Source organism: Neobacillus niacini (genome assembly GCF_023715785.1).
Taxonomy (GTDB): Bacteria; Bacillota; Bacilli; order Bacillales; family Cytobacillaceae; genus Neobacillus; species Neobacillus niacini_E.
In genome coordinates this window covers 163016-187979 of the sequence record NZ_JAMBOX010000010.1, presented here as the reverse complement: position 1 = coordinate 187979, position 24964 = coordinate 163016, and the positions used below count along the sequence as shown (strand labels likewise).

Annotated in this window: 21 protein-coding genes; 19 read left to right on the top strand and 2 right to left on the bottom strand. The window is 46.0% G+C overall.

Going from position 1 to position 24964, the window contains the following annotated elements:
• Positions 1-20 precede the first annotated feature (20 nt).
• The gene (purD, locus tag M3234_RS18210; RefSeq protein WP_262306096.1) at positions 21-1289 is read left to right on the top strand and encodes a phosphoribosylamine--glycine ligase; all 1269 of its coding nucleotides are present in this window, start codon (positions 21-23) and stop codon (positions 1287-1289) included.
• A 5-nt stretch (positions 1290-1294) separates the two neighbouring features.
• Here purD and M3234_RS29720 read toward each other — a convergent pair whose 3' ends face one another.
• On the bottom strand, positions 1295-1402 hold the full coding sequence (locus M3234_RS29720; RefSeq protein WP_396953966.1) for an EYxxD motif small membrane protein: 108 nt from the start codon (positions 1400-1402) through the stop codon (positions 1295-1297).
• 62 nt (positions 1403-1464) lie between these two features.
• The gene (locus M3234_RS18205) at positions 1465-1791 is read right to left on the bottom strand and encodes a YgaP family membrane protein (RefSeq protein ID WP_262306071.1); all 327 of its coding nucleotides are present in this window, start codon (positions 1789-1791) and stop codon (positions 1465-1467) included.
• Between the two features lie 166 nt (positions 1792-1957).
• Between M3234_RS18205 and M3234_RS18200 the strand changes: the two genes are divergently transcribed.
• From M3234_RS18200 to fosM, 18 genes are all read left to right on the top strand, one after another.
• Positions 1958-3703: an adenine deaminase C-terminal domain-containing protein gene (locus tag M3234_RS18200; protein WP_262306070.1), complete on the top strand. Its 1746-nt coding sequence runs from the start codon at positions 1958-1960 to the stop codon at positions 3701-3703.
• A gap of 67 nt (positions 3704-3770) precedes the next feature.
• Positions 3771-4823, top strand: coding sequence for a DUF3048 domain-containing protein (locus M3234_RS18195; RefSeq protein ID WP_262306069.1), 1053 nt, complete (start codon positions 3771-3773; stop codon positions 4821-4823).
• A 27-nt stretch (positions 4824-4850) separates the two neighbouring features.
• On the top strand, positions 4851-5162 hold the full coding sequence (locus tag M3234_RS18190) for a YerC/YecD family TrpR-related protein (protein ID WP_262306068.1): 312 nt from the start codon (positions 4851-4853) through the stop codon (positions 5160-5162).
• Positions 5163-5467: 305 nt separating this feature from the next.
• A complete protein-coding gene (pcrB, locus tag M3234_RS18185; protein WP_262306067.1) occupies positions 5468-6151 on the top strand; it encodes a heptaprenylglyceryl phosphate synthase in 684 nt (227 codons plus the stop codon).
• Positions 6152-6223: 72 nt separating this feature from the next.
• Positions 6224-8512 (top strand): DNA helicase PcrA, encoded by a 2289-nt coding sequence (gene pcrA / locus M3234_RS18180; protein ID WP_262306066.1) that lies wholly within the window; start codon positions 6224-6226, stop codon positions 8510-8512.
• A gap of 51 nt (positions 8513-8563) precedes the next feature.
• Positions 8564-10570 (top strand): NAD-dependent DNA ligase LigA, encoded by a 2007-nt coding sequence (ligA, locus tag M3234_RS18175; protein ID WP_262306065.1) that lies wholly within the window; start codon positions 8564-8566, stop codon positions 10568-10570.
• Positions 10571-10589: 19 nt separating this feature from the next.
• Entirely contained in the window at positions 10590-11753 is a 1164-nt protein-coding gene (locus tag M3234_RS18170) for a CamS family sex pheromone protein (RefSeq protein ID WP_262306064.1), read from the top strand.
• 182 nt (positions 11754-11935) lie between these two features.
• Positions 11936-13483, top strand: coding sequence for an L-glutamate gamma-semialdehyde dehydrogenase (gene pruA / locus M3234_RS18165; RefSeq protein ID WP_262306063.1), 1548 nt, complete (start codon positions 11936-11938; stop codon positions 13481-13483).
• 444 nt (positions 13484-13927) lie between these two features.
• Positions 13928-16351 (top strand): nitrite reductase large subunit NirB, encoded by a 2424-nt coding sequence (gene nirB / locus M3234_RS18160; protein WP_262306062.1) that lies wholly within the window; start codon positions 13928-13930, stop codon positions 16349-16351.
• Positions 16352-16357: 6 nt separating this feature from the next.
• Positions 16358-16678, top strand: coding sequence for a nitrite reductase small subunit NirD (nirD, locus tag M3234_RS18155; RefSeq protein ID WP_262306061.1), 321 nt, complete (start codon positions 16358-16360; stop codon positions 16676-16678).
• Between the two features lie 27 nt (positions 16679-16705).
• The gene (gene cobA, locus M3234_RS18150; protein ID WP_262306060.1) at positions 16706-18166 is read left to right on the top strand and encodes a uroporphyrinogen-III C-methyltransferase; all 1461 of its coding nucleotides are present in this window, start codon (positions 16706-16708) and stop codon (positions 18164-18166) included.
• Entirely contained in the window at positions 18159-18785 is a 627-nt protein-coding gene (locus M3234_RS18145; protein WP_262306059.1) for a precorrin-2 dehydrogenase/sirohydrochlorin ferrochelatase family protein, read from the top strand. Before cobA ends, M3234_RS18145 begins: the two co-directional genes overlap by 8 nt.
• A gap of 187 nt (positions 18786-18972) precedes the next feature.
• Positions 18973-20565 (top strand): malate synthase A, encoded by a 1593-nt coding sequence (aceB, locus tag M3234_RS18140; RefSeq protein ID WP_262306058.1) that lies wholly within the window; start codon positions 18973-18975, stop codon positions 20563-20565.
• Positions 20566-20618: 53 nt separating this feature from the next.
• Positions 20619-21902, top strand: a complete 1284-nt coding sequence (gene aceA / locus M3234_RS18135) for an isocitrate lyase (protein ID WP_262306057.1) — start codon at positions 20619-20621, stop codon at positions 21900-21902.
• Between the two features lie 118 nt (positions 21903-22020).
• Complete coding sequence (locus M3234_RS18130) at positions 22021-22452, top strand: YueI family protein (protein ID WP_262306056.1); 432 nt, start codon at positions 22021-22023, stop codon at positions 22450-22452.
• A 105-nt stretch (positions 22453-22557) separates the two neighbouring features.
• Positions 22558-23550: a Gfo/Idh/MocA family protein gene (locus tag M3234_RS18125; RefSeq protein WP_262306055.1), complete on the top strand. Its 993-nt coding sequence runs from the start codon at positions 22558-22560 to the stop codon at positions 23548-23550.
• A gap of 41 nt (positions 23551-23591) precedes the next feature.
• Positions 23592-24509 (top strand): DUF7916 family protein, encoded by a 918-nt coding sequence (locus tag M3234_RS18120; RefSeq protein ID WP_262306054.1) that lies wholly within the window; start codon positions 23592-23594, stop codon positions 24507-24509.
• A gap of 27 nt (positions 24510-24536) precedes the next feature.
• A complete protein-coding gene (fosM, locus tag M3234_RS18115) occupies positions 24537-24959 on the top strand; it encodes a FosM family fosfomycin resistance protein (RefSeq protein ID WP_262306053.1) in 423 nt (140 codons plus the stop codon).
• Positions 24960-24964 lie beyond the last annotated feature (5 nt).

Sequence of the window (24964 nt, the reverse complement as noted above, 5' to 3'; positions counted from 1 at the left end):
CGGGGGTGCATTGCTGAATGATGAAGGTATTAGTAATTGGCCGTGGCGGCAGGGAGCATGCTATCTGTCGAAAGGTCAGCGAAAGTCCGATAGTGGAAAAGGTGTTTGTCGCCCCAGGGAATTTCGGCATGACCGATGTTGCGGAACTCATCAGCATCAATGAGTCGGAACATGAACGCTTGCTGAAATTTGCAGTAGAAGAAGGAATTGGTTTAACCATTATTGGCCCAGAAGTTCCGCTGTTGGAAGGGCTGGCCGATACGTTTGCGGAAGCCGGTTTAAAGGTATTTGGGCCGAAAAAAGCTGCCGCCGAGATCGAAGGCAGCAAGTCTTTTGCCAAAGAATTAATGCAAAAATATCAGATTCCGACCGCCGATTATGCGGTGTTTACCACATATGAGGAAGCGCGGCAATATGTCGAAGACAAGGGTGCGCCGATTGTCATTAAGGCCGATGGTTTGGCCGCGGGCAAAGGCGTCACCGTCGCGATGACGAAAGAGGAGGCGCTCGAAAGCCTCAAGGAGATGCTCGTGAATGAAAAGTTCGGTGCGGCGTCATCAAGGGTAGTCATAGAGGAATTTTTAAGCGGGGAAGAATTCTCGCTGATGGCGTTGGTCAATGGCGAAGTGGTCGTACCGCTTGAAATTGCCCAGGACCATAAACGAGCATTCGACGGGGATCAAGGGCCAAATACCGGCGGAATGGGTGCTTATTCCCCGGTTCCGCAAATTGATTCAGAAACAGTTCAAACCGCCATTGATACCATTCTCTTACCTGCAGCAAAAGCATTGGTACAAGAAGGACGCAGCTTCTGTGGCGTGTTATATGCCGGGTTGATTAACACGGTGGAAGGTCCAAAGGTGATTGAGTTCAACGCGCGGTTCGGCGACCCGGAAACCCAAGTTATTTTACCAAGGTTAAAGTCGGACCTTGTTGGAACCATATTGGATTTGTTGAATGGTGGTGCACCGGTGCTGGAGTGGGATTCACAGGCCATGGTCGGTGTGGTGGTCGCTTCGAACGGTTATCCTGAAGCTTATGAAAAGGGTGCGGTATTACACGGTTTAGCGGAACTGACGGAGCATGCCTATGTGTTTCATGCCGGAACAGCCAAAAATACCGCTGATGAATATATCACAGCGGGCGGCAGGGTATTGTTGGTCGGCTCGAAGGCGGACAGCCTGCATGAAGCGCAGGACAAAGTATATCACGAGCTGGAAAAGTTAACGTGCGACGGTGTTTTTTACCGAAAAGACATCGGGGCAAAGGCAATCGCGCCTGTTGTCTAGCAAATCTACCTTGCGCGCCCTTTCCGGCGCATAAAAGCATAAATAAGGGCAACAATGCTGCCAATTAATACAATAATCACAAATGAGGTATGGGTAATCCATTCCCAAAACATTGAAATCAGCTTCCTTTCAAGGGCTGCCGGTATGACGGCAGCCCTTTTGATTATAATTTTTTTTAGGACGGATTATATGGCATCGCATCCCCCATCAGGCCTTCTATCCCATCCATCGAATCATCAGCGGACGCATCAGCCCTGTCCAAACCGCCGCCAGCCCCATTGTCAGCAGCATACATGTCCTGGTACTTCTCAAAAAGCGCCGTCATCGGGCAGTAGCGGACGATCCCCTCGGCCACCTTCATTGCCGCACACAGGGCAACAAATAGGTAGGAATCGCGCCATGGCTGCTTCACCAGTTTGGCGGTGCACCAAGACAGCAGGGTCAGTCCAATGGTGATACGGATCAACGCGTTTAAAATCCCAATATTCTGCTTCACTTTCATTTTGTTCACTCCTTCACATTTTTTTTACAATATTTATCAATTCTTTACTGCTTTAAAATGCAAAATATGATAGTATAATAACAATAGAAAAAATGTAAGGGTTTTCTTTTTTAAGAATATCAAGCTTTTTTTATAAATAGATATGTCACATCAGGGAGGGATTTGTATGCTGGAGCAACGTTACCGCTGGAAAAACAAACATTTGCGAACGCATGTATCCGTATTGGATGGGACCACAGCTCCCACCATACTGCTTAAAAATGCCTTATATTTAAACCAAACTTTCCGCAAGTGGATGCGGGCCAATATTTGGATTTATGATGACCGGATTGTTTATGTTGGCAATAATTTGCCGGCCAAGCAAGAGAACTGTGAAATCATTGACTGTACGGACCAAATTTTAGTCCCAGGTTACATTGAGCCGCATGCTCACCCGTTTCAATTATATAATCCCCAAACACTCGCTGCCTATGCATCCCAGTTTGGCACAACGACGTTAATTAACGACAACATGGCGTTTGTTTTAAATTTAAAAAAACGGGAAGCGTTTTCATTGTTGCGGGAATTAGGCGCATGCCCAACTACGATGTATTGGTGGAGCAGATTTGATTCGCAAACGGAAATTTTGCATGAAGAGGAAAAATTTTCACATAGTAATATTAAATCATGGCTTGAGCATGATGCCGTCCTTCAGGGCGGGGAGCTTACCGGATGGCCGAAGCTGCTTGACGGCGACGATATGATGCTGCATTGGATTCAGGAAGCAAAGCGGATGCACAAGAAAATCGAAGGACATTTTCCCGGTGCTTCCGAAAAAACGCTGGCGAAAATGATGCTGCTCGGAGCCGATTGCGACCATGAGGCAATGACCGGCGAAGAGGTGTACAGACGACTGATGCAGGGGTATATGGTATCGCTGAGGTACTCGTCCATTCGTCCCGATTTGCCTGACATCCTCGATGACATGAAGCGGCTTGGCATTGAAGCCTATGATAGATTAATATTAAACACAGACGGTTCATCCTCCGCTTTTTATGAGCAAGGGATTACCGACCATATGATTCGGATTGCCATTGAAAAAGGGGTCCCAACGATTGATGCCTACAACATGGCTACGGTCAATATTGCTAGATACTACAATATCGACCACCTGCTTGGCAATATTGCCACTGGCCGGGTCGCCAATATCAATTTCCTTGAAAGCATTGAAAATCCAACTCCAGTTTCCGTGCTTGCCAAAGGAAAATGGGTGAAGCGTGACGGGGAAAAAGTGGTTGGTGCCTATCAGGCGGTTGAATGGCCGCAATATGGCTTAAAGCCAATGGTGCTAGATTGGGAACTGTCGCATGATGACCTGCAGTTTTCCATGCCGTTTGGCATTAAAATGGAGAATTCGGTTATTACGAAACCTTATTCGATTTCCATTGACGTTTCCGGCGACCAGCTTTCGACGGAACACGATGAATGCTTCTTTACCTTGATTGACCGGAAAGGAAAATGGCGGATTAACACGCTGCTAAAAGGCTTCGCGAATAACCTGTCTGCACTGGCTAGTTCTTTTTCCAATACAGGGGATATTATTTTAATCGGGAAAAATAAACAGGATATGCTTCACGCTTTTAATAGAATGAAAGAATTGGGCGGGGGTATCGTAATAGTGGAGAACGGAACAGTTGTGTGCGAGCTGCCGCTGGTGTTATCCGGCATTATGTCAGATTTGCCGATTGAAGACTTAATGATACAAGAAAAACAGCTGTTTGCAGAATTGAAAAAGCGGGGCTATGCGTTTTCCGATCCGATTTATAGTCTGTTATTCTTCTCTGCTACTCATTTGCCTTATATCCGGATTACTCAGCAGGGAATGTACGATGTCATGAATAAAACTGTACTCTTTCCTTCAATAATGCGTTAAACTATAATTAAATTAAAGAGTTAAAGTGTGAAAGTTGCAGGCTTTACAAAACAGGGGTGTTAATTGGATGAATAAATGGGCTGTTGCCGCAGCTGCCGTCTTGCTGCTCCTCTCAGGATGCAACAACAATAAAGAGACGTCAACAAAACCAAAAGAGAAAGAAAAAGTGGTTGATAAAGTAGTGGAAAAGGAAGAGCAGAAACAAGAAGTCGCTTATTATTTTCCACTGACAGGGGTTAAGTCAGAAGCACAAATTGATGGCAGGGCCGTTGCGGTGATGATCAATAATCATCCAAAGGCAAGACCTCAGTCGGGCATCAGCAAGGCGGACATCGTGTATGAATTGATTGCCGAAGGAGATATGACCCGTTTCCTCGCCGTTTTCCAAAGCCAAAAGCCCGGAAATATCGGTCCGGTCCGGAGTTCACGTGCCTACTATATCGATTTGGCCAAAGGGCTGGATGCCCTTTATATCGCGCATGGATATAGTGAGGAGGCAAGAAAACTGCTGGAGAGCAACTATGTCGACAATTTAAACGGAATGGTTTATGATGGTACATTATTTAAGCGCTCCAGTGACAGAAAAGCGCCGCACAATTCCTATATTACGTATGAGAATATTTTAAAAGGTGTTGAGCAGAAGCACTATTCCATGGATCAAACTCCGCCAAGCTTTACGTTCATGAAGGAAGAGGAAAAAGGGAACATTACTGGCACCGAGGCAATGTCGGCGATGGTTTCCTACTCTAAGGGCGGGATTTCTAATTCCATTTACGAGTTTGATGCTGCGTCTGGCAAGTATAAGCGGTTTTCGGGCGGCGATCAAACCGTTGACTTGGAAACCAATGAGCCTGTGCTGTTAGCCAATATATTCATTATTGAAGCACCCCATCAGGTGTATGATGAGGTTGGCCATCTCAACGTCGATTTAAAGTCAGGCGGAAAAGGGTACTTGCTGCAAATGGGCAGAATGAACGAAGTGACCTGGGAGAATCGGAATGGCCGAATTGTGCCAGTGAAGGATGGCGCCGAGGTACCGCTCGTGCCGGGACAAACCTGGGTCAATGTCCTGCCAACCAAGCCAGGAATCACACAAAGTGTTTCGTTTGAAGCTCAGTGATAATTTTTAAATAAAGGGGAAAAGCAGATGCAAATAAATAAACTGCGAGGCAAAGAACTCGATCAATTATTTCAAGCGGTTCTTTCTTTAAAGGATCTCGAAGAATGCTACCGGTTTTTCGACGATTTATGTACGATTAATGAAATCCAGGCACTGGCCCAGCGCTTGGACGTGGCGAGAATGCTTCGTGACGGAAATACGTATCATAAAATTGAGGCGGAAACAGGGGCCAGCACGGCCACAATTTCCCGTGTCAAGCGCTGCCTGAATTTCGGCAACGATACGTACGAGATGGTGCTCGAGCGAATTAAGGAAGATGACGTGAAAACGGAAGAATAATGAATCAAGCCGAAGAGACCCTTCTTCGGTTTTTTATTTTCCATAATCTAGTTTCATTGTTTTGTTATGTAGTAAAGGGGCGGAGCGCCGCAAAGGGCTTTCGGCCAAACAGGTATAGCGGAATATACAATTTTAAGCTTAAAATCAAATTGGTGGGGCTCTGCTCACACCTCCTTTATTGGCAAGGACTGGTTCTCTGTATTATTCTTCATAGTAAATGATGGATGTAACGCCATATGTGTTTTGCATATAATCCCCTAATGCTATAATGGTGTAATGGAATGAGAAATTGGGAGGCACCTGTAATGTACGATTTTCGCGAGTGGCGCCATGTGTTTAAACTCGACCCAAATAAAGAAATATCGGATGAACAGCTGGAACAGATTTGTGAATCAGGCACGGATGCGGTCATCGTTGGGGGAACTGACGGGGTGACCCTTGAGAGTGTCCTTGATTTAATGGCAAGGGTCCGCCGCTTTACGGTCCCATGTGTCCTGGAGGTATCCAGCATCGAGACCGTAACTCCCGGGTTTGATTTATATTTTATCCCGACGGTATTAAACAGCACAGACCCCAAATGGATTACCGGCCTTCATCATCAGGCGGTGAAGGAGTTTGGCGAAATCATGGATTGGGAAGAAATTGTGATGGAAGGCTATTGCATCCTGAACGGGGACTGCAAGGCGGCCAAACTGACCTCTGCCACGGCCAACCTATCACTTGAGGATATTAATGGCTATGCAATGATGGCGGAAAAAATGTTCCATCTCCCTATCTTCTATTTGGAATATAGCGGAACTTATGGCGACCCAAGAGTCGTTTCCGAGGTAAAAAAGACGCTTGAACACACGACCCTGTTTTATGGCGGCGGCATATCCACGTTCGAACAGGCCGCGGAAATGGCCAAGCATGCAGACGTGATTGTGGTTGGCAACGCCATCTACGATCATTTCAACGAAGCTTTAAAAACAGTGAAAAGTGTCCGCTAAACATTGCGGAAGAGCGGAAGTAACGTTACAATAAAAGTAAGAACAAATGTTTGTATTTGGTGGTGAAAAGTTTTGCAATATTTAACAGATAAGTTGCTGAATGGTTTGAACCCTGAGCAGCAGCGAGCGGTGAAAGCAACGGACGGTCCGTTATTAATCATGGCTGGTGCGGGTTCTGGCAAGACGCGGGTGTTAACGCATCGAATTGGTTATTTAATCGTGGAAAAACGGGTAAATCCCTATAATATTTTAGCGATTACCTTTACCAATAAAGCAGCCCGCGAGATGAGGGAAAGAATTGCGAAGATGATGGGCGGAACGGCTGATGAGGTTTGGATTTCCACCTTTCACTCAATGTGCGTAAGAATATTAAGACGCGATATTGACCGGATTGGCTACAACCGCAATTTTACAATACTTGATTCAGGTGACCAGCAATCGGTCATCAAAGGAATATTAAAAGATAAGAATATTGATCCGAAGAAGTTTGACCCAAGAGCGATTTTAGGCTCGATCAGCTCCGCTAAAAATGAACTGATCACACCCGAGGAATATACCAAAACAACCGGTGGTTATTACGAAGATGTTGTTGGAGAGGTGTATGAAGAGTACCAAAAACGCCTGCGGAAAAATCAGGCTCTCGACTTCGACGACCTGATTATGATAACGATCCAATTGTTCCATCGGGTGCCGGAAGTGCTGGAACGTTACCAACACAAGTTCCAATACATCCATGTCGATGAGTATCAGGATACAAACAAAGCCCAGTATTTGCTCGTAAAGCAACTGGCCAATCGGTTTAGAAATCTTTGCGTTGTCGGTGATTCCGACCAGTCGATCTACCGCTGGCGCGGCGCGGACATTGCCAATATCCTATCGTTTGAAAAGGATTATCCTAACGCACAGGTAATTCTATTAGAGCAAAACTACCGCTCGACGAAACGAATCCTGTTGGCGGCGAACAAAGTGATTGAAAACAATTTTAACCGTAAACCGAAAAACCTGTGGACGGAAAATCCAGAAGGCAACAAAATTAGCTACTACCGTGCCGACAGTGAGCAGGGCGAAGCGCAATTTGTTGTTGGAAAAATTAAGGAACTGACTCGTGACGGAAAGTATAAGCTGTCTGATGTGGCGATTCTTTACCGGACCAACGCCCAGTCCCGTGTCATGGAGGAAGTGCTGCTCAAATCCAATATTGGCTACGCGATTGTCGGAGGCACAAAGTTCTATGACCGAAAAGAAATCAAGGACATGCTCGCTTATTTGCGCCTTGTGTCCAATCCGGATGATGATATTAGCCTGCAGCGGGTCATCAACGTGCCAAAGCGCGGTATCGGCTCCACTTCGCTTGATAAAATTGCCGATTTCGCGGAAATGCATGATATCTCGTTGTACCAGGCCCTAGCATCGGTTGACCTGATTGGGCTTAGCCCGAAAATTACCAAAGCGGCAAAAGAGTTCCATGCTCTGATTAAAAACTACACCCAAATGCAAGAATTTTTGTCTGTTACTGAATTAGTGGAAGAAATTCTTGATAAGACAGGCTACCGCGAAATGCTTGAGGCGGAGAAATCGCTGGAGGCACAAAGCCGCCTGGAAAACCTTGAGGAATTGCTGTCGGTAACGAAAAACTTTGAAGAGACAGGTGAAGACAAGACTCTTGTCGGCTTCTTGACCGACCTGGCTCTGGTAGCCGACATTGATTCACTGGAGGATGATGAAGAGAAGGCTGATGCCGTGACCTTGATGACCCTTCACTCGGCCAAAGGGCTGGAGTTTCCGATTGTATTCCTGATTGGGATGGAAGAAGGCGTGTTCCCGCATAGCCGCTCGCTGATGGAAGAGGCGGAAATGGAAGAGGAACGCCGCTTGGCATACGTGGGAATTACCCGCGCCGAGGAAAACTTGATTATAACCAATGCCCAAATGAGAACATTATTCGGCCGCACTAACATGAATCCGGCCTCAAGATTTATCAAAGAAATTCCGGAAGAACTGATTGAAGACATGGAACCGGAGCGAAAGAATTCACCGTTTGGTTCCAGAGGCTTTGGCGGTTCCGGCTCATCTTTCGGGGCTGCATCCGGAAGTGCAGGTTCATCATTCGGGGCGCAAAGAAGTTCATTTGGTTCGCAGACAGCACCGAGAAAGCCGGTCATGCGCCCTGTTCCAACAGCTTCAGGAGGAGACGATATTGCCTGGAAGGTTGGAGATAAAGCCGAACATGGTAAATGGGGCGTGGGAACCGTTGTCAGCGTTAAGGGTCAGGGCGAAGGCATCGAACTGGATATTGCCTTTCCAAGTCCGACCGGGATTAAGCGCCTGCTGGCCAAATTTGCACCAATCAAGAAAGTTTAACTGCAAGAGTTCAGTCATAATAGAAACGGAATAACAGAGAGGACTGAATATATGGACCTTCAATCTGCACAACAAAAAATCAATGAATTAAGAAGCCTGTTGAATCAATATGGCCATGAATATTATGTTCTCGATCAACCAACGGTCCCGGATGCGGAGTATGACCGGTTGATGCAGGAACTCATTGGGCTTGAGGAAACATTCCCGGCGTTAAAATCACCTGATTCGCCGACTGTCCGTATCGGCGGGACCGTGCTTGATATGTTTGAAAAGGTGGAACACCGGACACCAATGTTAAGTTTGGGCAACGCTTTTAACGAGCAGGACCTGAAGGATTTTGACCGCCGCATCCGCCAAGCTGTAGGGAATGATTTTTCCTATGTAGCCGAATTGAAGATTGACGGCCTTGCCGTTTCGCTGCGCTATGAAGACGGCTTGTTTGCCCAGGGAGCGACCCGTGGTGATGGAACTATTGGCGAGGATATAACGGAAAATTTAAAAACGATTAAATCAGTGCCGCTCAGATTAACGGAACCCATTTCACTTGAGGTTCGCGGTGAAGCGTTTATGCCGAAACGCTCATTTGAGGCATTAAACGCAGCAAGAAAGGAACGCGGTGAGGAGCTGTTTGCCAACCCAAGGAATGCCGCTGCCGGATCACTTCGACAGTTGGACCCTAAAATCGCAGCCTCCAGGAAACTGGATACCTTTTTATACGCAATTGGAAATCCTGAAGCAATCAGGGTCGATTCCCACAGTGAAGGTCTTGATTACCTGGACCGTCTTGGCTTCAAAACGAATAAAGAGCGAAGAAAATGCGCGACCATTGATGAGGTAATGGAATACATCAATGGCTGGGTCGAAAAACGTCCGCATCTCCCCTACGAAATTGACGGGATTGTTATAAAAGTCGATTCGTTCTCGCATCAGGCCGAGCTAGGAACAACGGCTAAAAGCCCGCGCTGGGCTATTGCATACAAGTTCCCGGCCGAAGAGGTGGTAACGACTCTTAAGGAGATCGACCTAAGTGTCGGCCGGACAGGTGTGGTGACACCAACGGCTATCTTAGAGCCGGTAAAGGTTGCCGGGACAACAGTTGGGCGTGCATCGTTGCACAATGAGGACCTAATCCGTGAAAAGGATATCAAAATTGGCGATAAGGTTGTTATAAAAAAAGCCGGTGATATCATACCGGAAGTGGTTAATGTTTTGACCGACCAGCGTACAGGAGAAGAAGTGGATTTCCATATGCCGACGCACTGCCCTGAATGTGAAAGCGAGCTCGTCCGCCTTGATGGGGAAGTGGCCTTACGCTGTATCAATCCAAAATGCCCGGCACAAATTCGCGAAGGTTTAATTCATTTTGTCTCACGTGATGCAATGAATATTGAAGGGCTTGGCGAGAAGGTCATCAGCCAGTTATTTGCCGAAAAGTTAATCAGCGATGTAGCCGATCTTTATAAGCTAACCCGTGAACAGCTGCTGGCGCTTGAACGTATGGGTGAAAAATCGGTTAACAATCTTTTGCATGCCATTGAGGCATCCAAGGGAAATTCGTTGGAAAAACTGCTTTTCGGTTTGGGAATACGCCATGTTGGGGCTAAAGCGGCCAAAACCTTGGCGCAAAACTTCGGTTCTATGGAGAAGCTCGCTTCTGCTTCTAAGGAAGAGCTGGTGGCAATCAATGAAATAGGCGATAAAATGGCCGATTCGATCGTCAGCTTTTTCGAGCAGGAAGAAGCCCAGGAACTGTTGCAAGAGTTGGCTTCTTTTGGGGTGAACATGGACTATAAAGGAGCAAAACCAGTTTCAGCCGAAGAGTCTGATTCGATTTTTGCCGGAAAAACGGTCGTGTTGACCGGCAAGCTTGAGCAATTGTCGCGAAACGAAGCAAAGGAAAAAATCGAAGCGCTCGGAGGCAATGTGGCCGGAAGCGTCAGCAAAAAAACCCATCTTGTCGTTGCTGGGGAGGATGCAGGTTCCAAGCTGACAAAGGCCCAGGAACTCGGAATCGAAATTTGGGATGAGGCTAGGCTTCTTGAAGAATTAAATAAGTAGCAAAGGTGGAACAAACGACGTGAGAAAGTTCTCATTAGTTGTCTTCTCCCTAGTTCTTTTGCTAAGTGCCTGCGCACCGAATTTTGGAAAGCAAAATGAAGTGGTTCAGACAAAGGAGAAGGATAAAGGGAAGGCGATTATTCCGAAGTATAATATTTCAGATAAGTATTACCGGACCATCCTGCCATTTGAGCCGGGGGAAGCTCGCGGGCTGGTCGTCAATAACATTAATACACGGTACGACCTAAACGAATTTGAAACGGGCTTAATGAGAATTGCCCAAAACAGCTTTGATACCGAAAAATATTATTTCCGTGAAGGCCAGGAAATCAAGGCAAAAACGATTAGGCAATGGCTGAACCGGCAATATACCGAGGAGCAAGCGGCGGCGGGCAAAGTGAAACCGGAGGACAATATTGGATTAAATCCAGTGAATACGGGCACAGAGGCCGATCCGAGCAGTCCAATCTATTTGGCCCATATATTGGAACACGATTATTTATCGAAGGATGAAAATGGGAATGTCTCCCTTGCTGGAATGACAATTGGTCTTGCCTTAAACTCGGTTTATTATTACAAGGTTCATGTGGACGGCGGAACGATTGAAAAAGAAATGAAGGTTGACTTCCCTGATATGGAGCGGGAAGGCAAAAGAATCGCTGAAGATGTGGTCAAGCGGATTCGGGCCACGAAAGGGCTGGGGGACATCCCCATCACCATCGCTTTATTTGGCCAGGCGGCAAAAACCTCTGTTGTTCCCGGCAACTTTTTCGCCTATACAACGGTTAATAAAGGAAGCTCCAGCTTAAACGGCTGGGAAAAAATCGATGAAAAATATTATTTGTTCCCGTCAACGGCTGCCCAGGAGGCACATCGAGATGATACCATCGCCTTTTTAAACTTTAAGCAGGATGTTGAAGAATACTTTCCAAACTTTAATGGGGTTATCGGGAGGGCATTCTATACCGGGGATCAGCTTCAAGAATTAAACATCACGATTCCGATTCAATTTTACGGAAAAACGGAAGGCATTGGCTTTACGCAATACGTGACCGGTCTAGTCATGGAGCATTTCCCGGAATACATTACTGTATCGGTGACGGTCACATCGGTTGACGGCCCCGAGGCGCTCATCGTCCGCAAAGCCAATGAAAATGAACCATTTGTTCATATATACCAGTAGATCCGGCCAAGTCGCCGGGTCTTTTTTTGCTCATTTACACCCTTTCGAGAGAAACTGAGAGTGTTCTTCCATACTAGATTCCCGCCATCCAGTAGTTATTAATCATTTGATACAAAGAAATGAATCATGTAGAATAGATTTGATGTAAACGTTTTAATACATAACGTAGGAGGGGTAACGTAATGGTACAACCTTACAAGCATGAACCATTTACAGATTTTTCGATTGAAGAAAACCGCCAGGCCTATCTTCAAGGATTAAAAACGGTCGAAGGTTATTTGGGACAGGATTATCCACTTGTCATTGGCGGCGAAAAAATTACTACTGATGAAAAAATCGTATCCTATAACCCAGCCAATAAAGAAGAAGTAGTCGGCCGTGTTTCCAAGGCCAATCAAGAACTTGCCGAAAAAGCAATGGAAGCTGCTGTTGAGGCATTCAAAACTTGGAAAAAGACGAAGCCAGAGGTTCGCGCCGATGTGCTGTTTAAAGCAGCCGCCATCATCCGCCGCCGTAAGCATGAATTTTCCGCGCTTTTAACAAAAGAAGCAGGCAAGCCGTGGAATGAAGCGGATGCCGACACTGCAGAAGGAATCGACTTCCTTGAGTATTATGGACGCCAAATGCTTAAGCTTAAGGATGGCGTACCCGTAAACAGCCGTCCTAACGAATACAACCGTTATCATTATATCCCACTTGGGGTGGGAATCATCATTTCACCATGGAATTTCGCATTTGCCATCATGGCCGGAACGACAGTGGCTGCGATTGTTTCTGGTAATACAGTTTTATTAAAACCGGCTTCGACAACGCCAATTATTGCGGCAAAGTTTGTTGAGGTAATGGAAGAAGCAGGCCTTCCTAAAGGCGTATTGAACTTTGTTCCTGGCAGCGGTGCCGAAGTGGGCGATTACTTAGTTGACCATAAGGATACTCGTTTCATTAGCTTCACTGGTTCACGCGATGTCGGACTTCGTATTTTTGAACGTTCTTCAAAAATTAATCCGGGTCAAATCTGGATGAAGCGTCTGATTGCGGAAATGGGCGGTAAAGATACAATTGTTGTAGATTCCGAGGCAGACCTTGAATTGGCAGCCCAATCGATTGTTGCCTCAGCATTTGGGTTCTCCGGACAAAAATGTTCAGCCTGCTCACGGGCTGTCATCGTTGAAGATGTGTATGATCAAGTGTTGAACCGTTGTGTCGAGCTGACAAACCAATTGACTGTCGGTGATCCAACCGAGCAAGGTACCTTCATGGGTCCGGTTAACGACAACAATGCATTCAAGAAAATTATGGAATACATTGAAATCGGCAAAGGCGAAGGCAAATTAATGACCGGCGGCGAAGGCGATAATTCTAAAGGCTACTTCATCAAGCCGACCATTTTTGCCGACCTTGATCCGAAAGCCCGCATCATGCAGGAAGAGATCTTTGGTCCTGTAGTTGGCTTTACGAAAGCGAAGAACTTTGACGAAGCCATTGAAATTGCCAACAATACTGAGTACGGCCTAACTGGTGCCGTTATTACTTCCAACCGCGCACATATGGAGCAGGCCCGTGAAGACTTCCATGTCGGAAACCTATACTTTAACCGCGGTTGTACCGGTGCCATCGTCGGCTACCAGCCATTCGGCGGCTTCAATATGTCCGGAACCGACTCCAAAGCCGGCGGCCCAGACTATCTATTGCTGCATATGCAAGCTAAAACAACATCTGAATTGTATTAATTATATGCGAATAACCTCTTCTCACTATTGTGGGGAGGGGTTTTTTGTTTATGAAGGACAAAATTGAGCGGGGGGAGGTGGGAAATGTCTTTCACCAGTTTATATAAGACAAAATTGCAGTTATGAGAGGCAAAGTGTCTAATAGAAGGCCTCTAAAAGACAAAATAGACGCTTAAGGGTACAAAAGTGTCTAATAGAAGCCTCCTAAAAGACAAAATACCCAGTTCTGGCGAAAAAATGTCTAATAGAAAACCACTAACCGAATTACCGCATTCAATAAATAACTTCCTTTATGACAATAATGTGAAATTATTCACAAACAACATAAAAATGTGATGAACTTCACAAATTAATTTGTGACGTAGAATTACAATTTAACTATAGAGAAAAACTTATTAAACTTGAAAACTACAAACCAAACCAAACATATAGGAGCGATCCAAAATGAAAAAACTAGTCATGATTGGCAACGGAATGGCCGGAATCAGAACAATTGAAGAAATTCTTAAACTTGCTCCGGAAAAATTCGAAATTACCATTTTTGGAGAAGAACCGCATCCAAACTATAACCGAATCAAGTTATCAAATATTCTCCAAGGCGACACCAGCTTTGAAGAAATTATTATCAACCCTCTTGAGTGGTACAAGGAAAATAATATCCAATTATTTACGGGGGAAGCTGTAGCCAAAATTGACCCGGAAAACAAACGGGTCATCAGCGAAAAAGGCCGTGAAGTCGAGTATGACGAATTAATTATTGCAACAGGTTCCAAATCGTTTATTTTGCCAATACCGGGGGCCGACAAACAAGGCGTGACCGGATTTCGTGATATCAAAGATTGTGAAATGATGATCAAGTCAGCGGAGCGATACAAAACAGCCGTTGTCATCGGCGGCGGCTTGCTTGGTCTTGAAGCTGCAAGAGGCCTGCTCAATCTCGGCATGAAAGTCGATGTTGTTCACCTCATGCCAACCCTGATGGAACGTCAATTAGACCAGATTGCCGCATCGATGCTTAAGGATGAACTTGAAGCACAGGGCATGAACTTTTTGATGGAAAAAGAAACCGTCGAAATCCTAGGCGATGAGCGAGTTACCGGCCTTCGCTTTAAAGACGGCTCTGCAATCGAAGCAGACCTTGTTGTCATGGCAATCGGCATCAAATCTAACATGGAACTGGCGAAAAACAGCGGAATCGAAATTAACCGCGGCATTGTCGTCAACGATTGGATGGAAACGAGCATACCTCACATTTACGCTGTCGGGGAGTGTGCAGAACATAGAGAAATCGTTTATGGGTTAGTGGCCCCGTTATATGAACAAGGTAAAGTATTGGCAAACCGTATTTGCGGCAATACAACAGAACCATACCAAGGCTCTGTCACTGGAACCCAGCTAAAAGTAGCCGGAGTTGACCTGTTTTCAGCAGGCGAAATTTATGAAGATGGCACCACACAATCCATTATGGCGTACAACGACTATGACCGTGTTTATAAACGTGTATTAATTAGAAATAACCGGATTGTCGGAATTGTCATGTATGGCGATACAAAGGACAGCACCAAGTTGTTCCGCATGCTGACGAAACAAGAGGATATCAGCGGCATGACCAACGTCTCGATTTTTCAATCGGAATGCACGGGAGAAGCAGGCAGCAGTGATATTGCCTCAATGCCAAATGATGAACTTGTGTGCGGCTGTAACGGCGTAACCAAAGGCGCGATTGTTGACTCCATCAAAGCACAAGGCCTGACAACGCTTGACCAGGTTAGCCATTGTACCAATGCGGGCCGGTCCTGCGGACGCTGTAAACCGATGGTCGCCAGCATCCTTGCCCATACACTGGGCGACGAATTTGACGAAAAAGCAGCTCAAAAAACAAGCATCTGCGGCTGTACAAACCTAAGCCGTGAAGAACTAATCGAAGAAATCAAAACAAAAGGCTTAACGAACGTCAAGGAAGTCATGAACGTTCTGGGCTGGAATATTGAGGAAGGCTGTTCCAAGTGCCGCCCGGCCATCAATTACTACCTAGGCATGATTCACAGGGATGCATATAAGGATGATCGCGATTCCCGCCTTGTGAATGAAAAAATGCATGCCAACATCCAGAAAGACGGAACCTATTCTGTTGTGCCAAGAATGTACGGCGGGGTAACCACGCCGCAGGATTTAATCAAAATTGCCAAAGTGGCTGAGAAATACGATGTTCCATTAGTAAAATTAACAGGCGGTCAGCGAATTGGCTTGTTTGGAATTAAAAAAGAAGACCTCCCAGCTATCTGGGAAGAGCTGGATATGCCATCTGGGTATGCGTACGGAAAAACGCTTCGCACTGTAAAGACGTGTGTCGGCGCTCAATTCTGCCGCTATGGCACTCAGGACTCGATGGCCCTTGGAATCCAGCTGGAAAAGAAATTCGAACGTCTCGATACCCCGCATAAAGTAAAAATGGGTGTTTCCGGATGTCCAAGAAACTGCTCTGAATCAGGCATAAAGGACATCGGCTTTGTCGGCATTGATGGCGGTTGGGAAATTTACGTCGGCGGCAATGGCGGAGTCGATCTCCGCGCCGGTGACCTGCTATGTACCGTCAAGACCGAGGAAGAAGTCATGGAGATGACTGGTGCTTACCTCCAGTACTATCGAGAAACAGCCCATTACTTGGAGCGTACCTCCAAATGGCTGGAACGGGTGGGCCTTGCACATGTACAGGAAGTGCTTGCGAACGAGGAAACGCGTAAAGCATTGAACGAACGCCTAGAACAAACGTTGAAAAAATACATGGAGCCATGGAATGAAGCGATTCAGAACGAGGAAATCCAAGAAAAATATTATAAAAAGCAAATCATTAAGGTCGGGGAGTGAGCCCAGATGCTGCAAACAATAACCAGAATTCCAGTTGCCAATTACTCAAACTTAAAGGAACGGACCGGCTATTCCATCCAAATTGATGACAAGGAAATCGCCTTGTTCAAAACATCCAAGGGCACTGTTTATGCCTTGGAAAACCGCAGTCCGCATCCGAAGGGCGGTGTCCTTTCGGAAGGACTGGTCAGCGGGGATTATGTTTTTTGTCCAGTGTATGACTGGAAAATCTCGCTTGTGGACGGCGAAGTACAGGCCCCCGACTCAGGGCAGGTCAAAATATACAAAATTGAAATAGAAAAGGGTATTGTTTTTGTAGTATTATAGGTTGAAAACAGGGAAGGATGCTGCACGATGGGAACAGGAAAAGTTTTTTTAGTAGGAGCGGGACCAGGGGATGTCGGTTTAATGACGATAAAAGGGCTTGAAGCGATCAAGCGGGCCGAGGTGATTTTATATGACCGGCTTGCCAACCCTAAGCTGCTGGAGTTTGCCCCAAGTGATTGCGAACTGATTTACTGCGGCAAATTGCCTGATCGCCATATTTTACGACAGGAGCATATTAATGACCTGTTGGTGGAAAAAGCCCTGGAGGGAAAAATCGTCGTCCGTCTCAAAGGCGGAGATCCGGGTGTGTTCGGCCGTGTCGGTGAAGAAGCGGCCGCCATCGCCCAGCATGAAATCCCATTTGAAATTGTCCCTGGTGTAACCTCCGGTATTGCGGCTCCGCTTTATGCCGGAATCCCTGTTACCCATCGTGAGCATGCGGAATCATTTGCGGTTGTTACGGCTCATGATAAATCACTGGACGGCAAACCGAAACTTGACTGGGAAGGTCTTGCACGCGGCGTCGATACGATTGCCTTTTACATGGGAGTCGGCAATTTGCCGTTTATTTGCGAAAACCTAATAAAGTTTGGAAAACCGGCATCGACTCCTGCCATTCTCATCCAATGGGGCACATTCGGCCGGCAAAAAACATTGCAGGGTACTCTTGAGGATATTTCAGTTAAAGTGATCGAGGCCAAGTTCAGCAATCCGGCGATTATTTTAGTTGGTGATGTGGTGTCGCTAAGGGGAAAAATCAGCTGGTTTGAGAAAAAGCCGTTATATGGCCGCCAAATCCTGCTTGCCCGAACCGGTGAGTGCGCCAGCGAGTTGGCGAAGGAGTTGGGTGACCAGGGTGCTGATGTCATAGAATTTCCAAAATGGAAGCGGGTCCCTATGCCTGTTAACCAAGAGGTGCTGGCGAAAATTTCCGGCTATCAAAAAATCTTGTTCTCTTCTCCTGAAAATGTGGATGAATTTTTTAAATCCTTGCAGGAAAACGCTGTTGATATTCGGAAAATTACTGCCGACTTATTCGGTGTATCTATCAAAACGATTCGCGCATTGGAAGTACGCGGGTTTGTTCCAAAGCTGATGGATGAGATGTCCGGTACTGGGGACTTCCTGGTTGTCGGAGACAACACCAGCTTGAAGAATAACTATGATAAGGCTGACATTTGGGTGACAAGTGAAAAAATGCTCGATCGGCAATACTTGCCGATTTTTAAAAGGATGCTGGGTGAAGCTGCCGTGAATACAGTGATTTTCCCGTGCCGTGCTTCTGTTGAGCCATTTGTTGAGGCATTGATAGAATGCGGGCTTGCTGCAGATACGTTTTTACAGGGCAAGCAGGTCGTCAGTATGGGCAAACAAACCTTAAGCGCCGTTTTAGACTTGGGACTGCCTTCAACGGGTATGCCGAAAAAAGCCACAAAGGAAGCCCTGGTAGACTATTTGTCTAGGCAGAAAGTGATCGAGAATGAGTAAATTATATCCGATCATGTTGCGGCTTGATGGGAAAAAGGCAGTTGTAGTGGGCGGAGGCCGGGTAGCGGAGCGAAAAGTGACCGGCTTGCTCGGAACCGGTGCTCAAATTAGCGTGATTAGCCCGGAAGTCACCGATGTACTTAGGACACTGGCCATCCATGGAAAAATAAATTGGCACTCTCGTCAATTTGACAAAGCGGACCTTAATGGGGCATATATGATTTTTGCAGCCACAAATGATTCGCAGTTAAACCAACTTGTAAAACAAGCTGCCGCCCCGCATCAGCTTATTGTCATAGCGGATGATCCTGAAGGGTCCGATTTTCATGTTCCAGCCCATGTGCATCGAGGCCGGTTAAGTATCGCTGTTTCAACAGGCGGCGCTAGTCCGATTCTGGCGAAAAAAATACGATGTCAGCTTGAGGAGCAGTTTGACTCCAACTATGAGGAATATCTGGAGTTTCTTTTTTCCAAGCGGCAGTGGATATTGCAGGAAATTAAGGATATATCCTTGAAAAATAAGCTACTAACCGAGCTTGCGGGCCCTCAATTTTTAACAAGCAGGAACAGAGAAGAAGATTTTAAAAAAATATATGAAGAAGCAGCGGATTCCAACTAGATTGGGATCCGTTTTTTATTTTGGTGCGAAATGTCCAGTTTTAGAAACCTTAAGTTCATTACCTTTATAGGATAATTTTCCCTATTTTTAAAAAAATTTCAGAAAAGTAGTTCCATTTTTATGAAGTGTGTTATATAATACAAAACGAGGCAAGTTACTGTATTATAACAAAGGGGTGATCAAGTTCATGTCGACGCAGACGAGGGGTATTGAAGTGGTTGGGGCTGCCAAAGCCCAGTATGATGAGATTTTAACCCCTGAGGCATTGAAATTTATTGAGGAGCTGGAGCAAAATTTCGGTTCGCGAAGGGTGGAACTGTTACAGTCCAGGAAAACACGGCAAAAAGACATTGATAACGGAAAATTGCCGGATTTTCTTCCAGAGACAAAGCACATCCGTAATGGCGACTGGACGATTGCGCCGCTGCCGCAGGATCTTTTGGACCGCCGGGTGGAAATTACCGGACCGACAGACCGGAAGATGGTCATTAATGCCTTGAATTCAGGGGCTAAATTGTTCATGGCTGATTTTGAAGATGCCACTTCACCGACATGGGAAAATATCGTCGCGGGACAAATCAACCTAAGAGATGCAGTAAAACGGACGATTTCCTTTGAAAATCACAATGAAAAAAGATATGAGCTAAACGAGAAAACGGCAGTACTAATGGTGAGACCGCGTGGGCTCCATTTGGAGGAAAAACACATCTTATTGGAGGGAAAGCCGGTTTCCGGAAGTTTTGTAGATTTCGGACTCTACTTTTTCCATAACGCAAAAGAATTGCTGGCCCGCGGCTCAGGTCCCTATTTTTATCTGCCGAAGCTTGAGAGTCATTTGGAAGCCCGCCTGTGGAATGATGTGTTTGTGTTTGCACAAGAGAAGCTTGGGGTCAAGCAGGGGACCATCAAAGCAACGGTGTTAATTGAAACCATTATGGCAGCGTTTGAAATGAATGAAATTCTATACGAACTCAAGGAACACTCCGCCGGCTTGAACTGTGGCCGCTGGGATTATATTTTCAGCTTTTTGAAAAAGCTGCGCAATCAGCCGGATGTGATTCTGCCGGATCGCTCGCAGGTAACGATGACGGTACCGTTTATGCGCTCTTATTCGCTTCTGACGATTCAGACCTGCCACCGCCGAAAGGCACCGGCAATGGGCGGGATGGCCGCGCAGATTCCGATTAAACATAACCCGCAAGCCAATGAAGAGGCGTTTGCCAAGGTTCGTGCTGACAAGGAGCGCGAGGCTCGTGACGGCCATGACGGGACATGGGTTGCCCACCCGGGACTGGTTCCGGTAGTGATGGAAGTGTTCGACCGCGAAATGCCGACACCAAACCAAATCCATACAGCCAAACAGCAGAAAATTACCATAACAGCAAAGGACCTACTTGAGGTACCAAGCGGCACAATTACAGAAGAAGGTGTTCGCACCAACATAAATGTTGGGATTCAATATGTCGCTTCCTGGTTATCTGGACGTGGAGCCGCGCCGATTCACAACCTGATGGAGGACGCCGCAACGGCAGAAATTTCACGGGCCCAGCTCTGGCAATGGATTCGTCATGAGAAAGGGATACTGAAAGACGGCCGAAAGGTGACTGCGGAATTGTACCAACAATTAAAGGCAGAAGAGTTAGACAAGATTAAGCGGGAAATTGGGGAACAAGCCTATGCAAATGGCCGGTTTGATGAAGCGGTTAAACTATTTGATGACCTGATTTTAAATCATGAGTTTAAAGACTTCTTGACTCTGCCTGGTTATGAACTTTTGTAGTAAGTAATTATTTAAATAAAAATTTTAATAGAATAATAGGGAGGATTTTTAAAATGACTGATGCAAGAGTAGCTCAATTACACGAAAACTGGGAAATGGATGCGCGCTGGAAGGGGATTACCCGACCTTATACCGCCGAAGATGTGATTAAACTTCGCGGTTCAATCGATATTGAACATACATTAGCAAAGAAAGGCTCCGAAAAGCTTTGGAAGCTATTGAACGAAGAAGATTATATCAACGCCCTTGGTGCCTTGACTGGTAACCAGGCGGTCCAGCAGGTGAAAGCTGGTTTAAAAGCCATTTACTTAAGCGGCTGGCAGGTAGCCGCAGACGCCAACCTCTCGGGCCATATGTACCCGGACCAAAGCTTGTATCCTGCTAACAGCGTTCCGGCTGTTGTTAAAAGAATTAACCAGGCATTACAGCGTGCTGACCAAATCACTCATTCCGAAGGCGACAACTCGATTGACTGGTTTGCGCCAATCGTTGCTGACGCCGAAGCAGGATTTGGCGGCCAGTTAAACTGCTTTGAATTAATGAAGGGCATGATTGAAGCAGGTGCTTCAGGCGTTCACTTTGAAGACCAGCTATCTTCCGAGAAAAAATGCGGCCACCTGGGCGGTAAAGTGTTGCTCCCAACGCAAACCGCGGTCCGCAACCTGATTGCCGCACGCTTAGCAGCGGATGTCATGGGCGTTCCTACTGTGCTAGTTGCCCGTACTGATGCTAATGCTGCTGATTTAATCACCAGCGATATCGATGAGAACGATGCACCATTTATTACCGGTGAACGCACAACAGAAGGATTCTTCCGCACAAAAGCCGGGATTGACCAGGCAATTGCCCGCGGTTTGGCCTATGCTCCATATGCCGATCTAATCTGGTGCGAAACTTCCGAGCCAAACATTGAGGAAGCCCGCCTTTTTGCGGAAGCGATTCATGAGAAGTTCCCTGGTAAGCTGCTTGCCTATAACTGCTCGCCATCGTTCAACTGGAAGAAGAAGCTTGATGATGAAACCATCGCGAAGTTCCAGCAAGAGCTTGGCAAAATGGGCTACAAGTTCCAATTTGTCACACTTGCCGGCTTCCATGCATTAAACCACAGCATGTTCGAGCTTGCCCGCGGCTACAAGGAGCGCGGTATGGCTGCATACTCCGAGCTTCAGCAAGCTGAGTTTGACAGTGAGCAATATGGCTACACGGCCACCCGTCACCAGCGTGAAGTTGGTACAGGTTACTTTGACCAAGTATCAATGGTCATCTCTGGCGGAACATCTTCGACTACAGCATTGAAAGGCTCGACAGAAGAAGAGCAATTCACTGGTGCAAAATAATAAATGGTTGGCTCGAAATCCTTCTCTCCCCCCGGAGAGGGGGATTTTTTTTGCCTGTAACCCTTTTTATGATATTGTCATACTTAATAATGAGCCTTTTTGGATGGAGTTGATTTTTTTGAAAAAGCCTAACGTTGACGAGGTCTTGCAGCAGGGTATCTACGGACCTTTGGTGACAAAGCCCGAGGAGCGGAGAAAATACTTAGGGACCTTAAGGGAACGAATTATCGTGGCGCTAACAAAAAGTCAGGTGGCTGAAGCAAAGCCTTACCCGCAACTGGGCCAATTTATGAAGCAGCACCCACAGTCCCATCTTTTTCTAAACGGAAACATGAACTACGAAGACTTATCCAAATATGTAAAAATGGCGACAAAAAACAAAATCGGCCATACGATTGTCACCAACAAGGAGCACGACACCGACATCGGCCTGGTACTGGCAATGGACCATGCCATTGATAAAGAAGAAATTTTTATAACTAAAAAGGCTGCATACACCAGCGAGGTTAAAAAGGGAAAAGGCTTTTTTGCGAAGTTATTCAACAGGTAAATCAAAGGAGGAGCTTTAAAGAGCTCCTTTTGCGTTTGTGGACTTTTCTGAGTAAATGTTATCATTATGATTAGAAAAAGACGATAAATGGAGGGGGAAAGCAAAATGAAATTTGACAAAGTGCGCTGGGGCATTATTGGCTGTGGCGATGTTACGGAAGTAAAAAGCGGCCCGGCATTTCAAAAGGTGGAAAACTCGGAGCTTGTTGCCGTTATGCGAAGAACGGGGGAACTCGCCAAGGATTACGCCGAGCGGCATGGGGTGCCCAAATGGTACGATAACGGCGACGCACTCATAAACGATCCTGAAGTCGATGTTGTCTATATTGCCACCCCACCTGGATCCCATAAAGAATATACGATTAAAGCGGCGAAAGCGGGAAAGCCTGTTTATGTAGAGAAGCCAATGGCACTAAACGCCGAAGAATGCCAGGAAATGATTACCGCCTGCAAGGCTGCCGGGGTTCCCTTATTCGTTGCCTATTATCGCAGGGCCCAGCCAAAATTTTTAAAAATAAAGGAACTGTTGGAAAGTAACGTGATCGGTGATGTGCGCTTCGCTTCCACTACACAGTACCAAAAACCCTCTGAAGATGTGAAGGATCCGAGTCATCTCCCTTGGCGGGTACAGCCGGATTTAGCAGGCGGCGGACTATTTTTTGATTTAGCCAGCCATACGCTTGATATGCTGGACTACTTGCTTGGACCCGTCAAAGAGGTGCAGGGCTTTGCAACTAACCAGGGGGACTATTATCACGCAGAAGATATCGTGACTGGTACATATTTGTTTGAATCCGGTGTGCATGGGGTTGGCAATTGGTGTTTTACTGCTTTTGAAAACGTCGATCTCAATGAAATCGTCGGAACGAAAGGTAAAATTTCATTTTCAACCTTTGGCAACGACCCGGTGAGTTTGAAAACAGCAAACGGAACGGAACAATGGAGCTTTGAACCGCCAAAGCACGTCCATCAGCCGCTTGTCGAAAGAATCGTTTCCGAATTGACCGGAATTGGCGGCGAATGCCCAAGCACCGGCATCACCGGGGCAAGGACAAATTGGGTGATGGGGGAAATGGTAAAGAATTATTATAAAGTATAAAATCCAGGAACAATCTTAACGATGAAAGGGATGAATACCTGTTGAAAAGAATTTTAGATTGCACCGCATCAGATTTTCAAAAAATGAATGGTCAGGACTTAAAACAATCCATTAAAGCATCCGAAGGAAGAACGATTTTATCGGAGACAATGACTGCAGTAGCCCCATTATATCCGAGTGTTACCAATGCGGAGCTCGCCGCTGCCTTCGGTGCCGATTTATTATTACTAAACCTATTTGATGTCTTTAACCCATCGATTGAAGGATATAAATGCAAGGAAAATGAATTAGTCGTTGAAAAAATAAAGGAATTAACCGGACGCCCTGTAGGTGTAAATTTGGAGCCGGTTGACCTTAATGCCGATAAAATTGAAAAGCTCGACACGCTTTCAAAAGGCAGAATTGCTTCAGAAGAAACATTAAGAGAGGCAAAAAAATTAGGCTTCGACTTTGTCTGTTTAACTGGGAATCCAAAGACTGGCGTAACCAACGATGAAACGATTGGGGCGATTAAGAAGGCACGTGAGGTTTTTGGTGATGAGGGGTTAATCATTGCAGGAAAAATGCATGGTGCAGGGGTCGCAAATGAAACAGGCAGCGGCATTGTTTCAGAAGAGTCAATTACAAACTTTATTGAAGCGGGTGCAGATATCATTCTGATGCCAGCCCCAGGCACCGTACCAGGAATTACGTTGGCGACCAGTGAGAAGTTTGTTCGATTGGTTCATTCTAAAGGGGCATTGGCGATGCTTACGATCGGCACAAGTCAAGAGGGGGCAGATGAGGCGACAATCCGTCAAATTGCCCTAAATAGCAAAATGGCCGGAGCCGATATCTATCATATTGGTGACACTGGTTTCTACGGAATTGCAGTGCCTGAAAACATCATGACCTATTCCATTGCCGTTAGAGGGAGACGTCATACTTATGTAAGAATGGCATCCTCAGTAAAACGCTAAGAGAGTTTAAAAAATAGGAGTAAGAACATGCCAATAAAGGGGATCAACCATCTATTATTTTCGGTTTCAAATTTGGAGCAATCGATAGAATTCTATCAGAAGGTCTTTGATGCAAAGCTGCTGGTGAAGGGGCGCACTACTGCCTACTTTGATGTAGATGGATTATGGCTTGCGTTGAACGAGGAAAAGGGTATTCCTAGAAATGAAATCCGCGAATCGTATACGCATATTGCTTTTTCTATAGACGTGGCAGATTTTCAAAAAATACACGATAAACTGGAACAATTGCAGGTAAATATCCTACCAGGACGTGAGAGAGATGAGCGGGATAAAAAATCAATCTACTTCACGGACCCGGATGGACATAAGTTTGAGTTCCATACCGGTACATTGCAGGACAGACTGGATTACTATAAACAAGAAAAAGCGCATATGGAGTTTTTTAATTGAAATAG

What these genes read in the sequence shown, in the direction of transcription:
- purD (WP_262306096.1), top strand. Translation starts at nt 21, where the DNA reads ATGAAGGTATTAGTAATTGGCCGTGGCGGCAGGGAGCATGCTATCTGT.
- M3234_RS29720 (WP_396953966.1), bottom strand. Translation starts at nt 1,402, where the DNA reads ATGTTTTGGGAATGGATTACCCATACCTCATTTGTGATTATTGTATTA.
- M3234_RS18205 (WP_262306071.1), bottom strand. Translation starts at nt 1,791, where the DNA reads ATGAAAGTGAAGCAGAATATTGGGATTTTAAACGCGTTGATCCGTATC.
- M3234_RS18200 (WP_262306070.1), top strand. Translation starts at nt 1,958, where the DNA reads ATGCTGGAGCAACGTTACCGCTGGAAAAACAAACATTTGCGAACGCAT.
- M3234_RS18195 (WP_262306069.1), top strand. Translation starts at nt 3,771, where the DNA reads ATGAATAAATGGGCTGTTGCCGCAGCTGCCGTCTTGCTGCTCCTCTCA.
- M3234_RS18190 (WP_262306068.1), top strand. Translation starts at nt 4,851, where the DNA reads ATGCAAATAAATAAACTGCGAGGCAAAGAACTCGATCAATTATTTCAA.
- pcrB (WP_262306067.1), top strand. Translation starts at nt 5,468, where the DNA reads ATGTACGATTTTCGCGAGTGGCGCCATGTGTTTAAACTCGACCCAAAT.
- ligA (WP_262306065.1), top strand. Translation starts at nt 8,564, where the DNA reads ATGGACCTTCAATCTGCACAACAAAAAATCAATGAATTAAGAAGCCTG.
- pruA (WP_262306063.1), top strand. Translation starts at nt 11,936, where the DNA reads ATGGTACAACCTTACAAGCATGAACCATTTACAGATTTTTCGATTGAA.
- nirB (WP_262306062.1), top strand. Translation starts at nt 13,928, where the DNA reads ATGAAAAAACTAGTCATGATTGGCAACGGAATGGCCGGAATCAGAACA.
- nirD (WP_262306061.1), top strand. Translation starts at nt 16,358, where the DNA reads ATGCTGCAAACAATAACCAGAATTCCAGTTGCCAATTACTCAAACTTA.
- cobA (WP_262306060.1), top strand. Translation starts at nt 16,706, where the DNA reads ATGGGAACAGGAAAAGTTTTTTTAGTAGGAGCGGGACCAGGGGATGTC.
- M3234_RS18145 (WP_262306059.1), top strand. Translation starts at nt 18,159, where the DNA reads ATGAGTAAATTATATCCGATCATGTTGCGGCTTGATGGGAAAAAGGCA.
- aceB (WP_262306058.1), top strand. Translation starts at nt 18,973, where the DNA reads ATGTCGACGCAGACGAGGGGTATTGAAGTGGTTGGGGCTGCCAAAGCC.
- aceA (WP_262306057.1), top strand. Translation starts at nt 20,619, where the DNA reads ATGACTGATGCAAGAGTAGCTCAATTACACGAAAACTGGGAAATGGAT.
- M3234_RS18125 (WP_262306055.1), top strand. Translation starts at nt 22,558, where the DNA reads ATGAAATTTGACAAAGTGCGCTGGGGCATTATTGGCTGTGGCGATGTT.
- fosM (WP_262306053.1), top strand. Translation starts at nt 24,537, where the DNA reads ATGCCAATAAAGGGGATCAACCATCTATTATTTTCGGTTTCAAATTTG.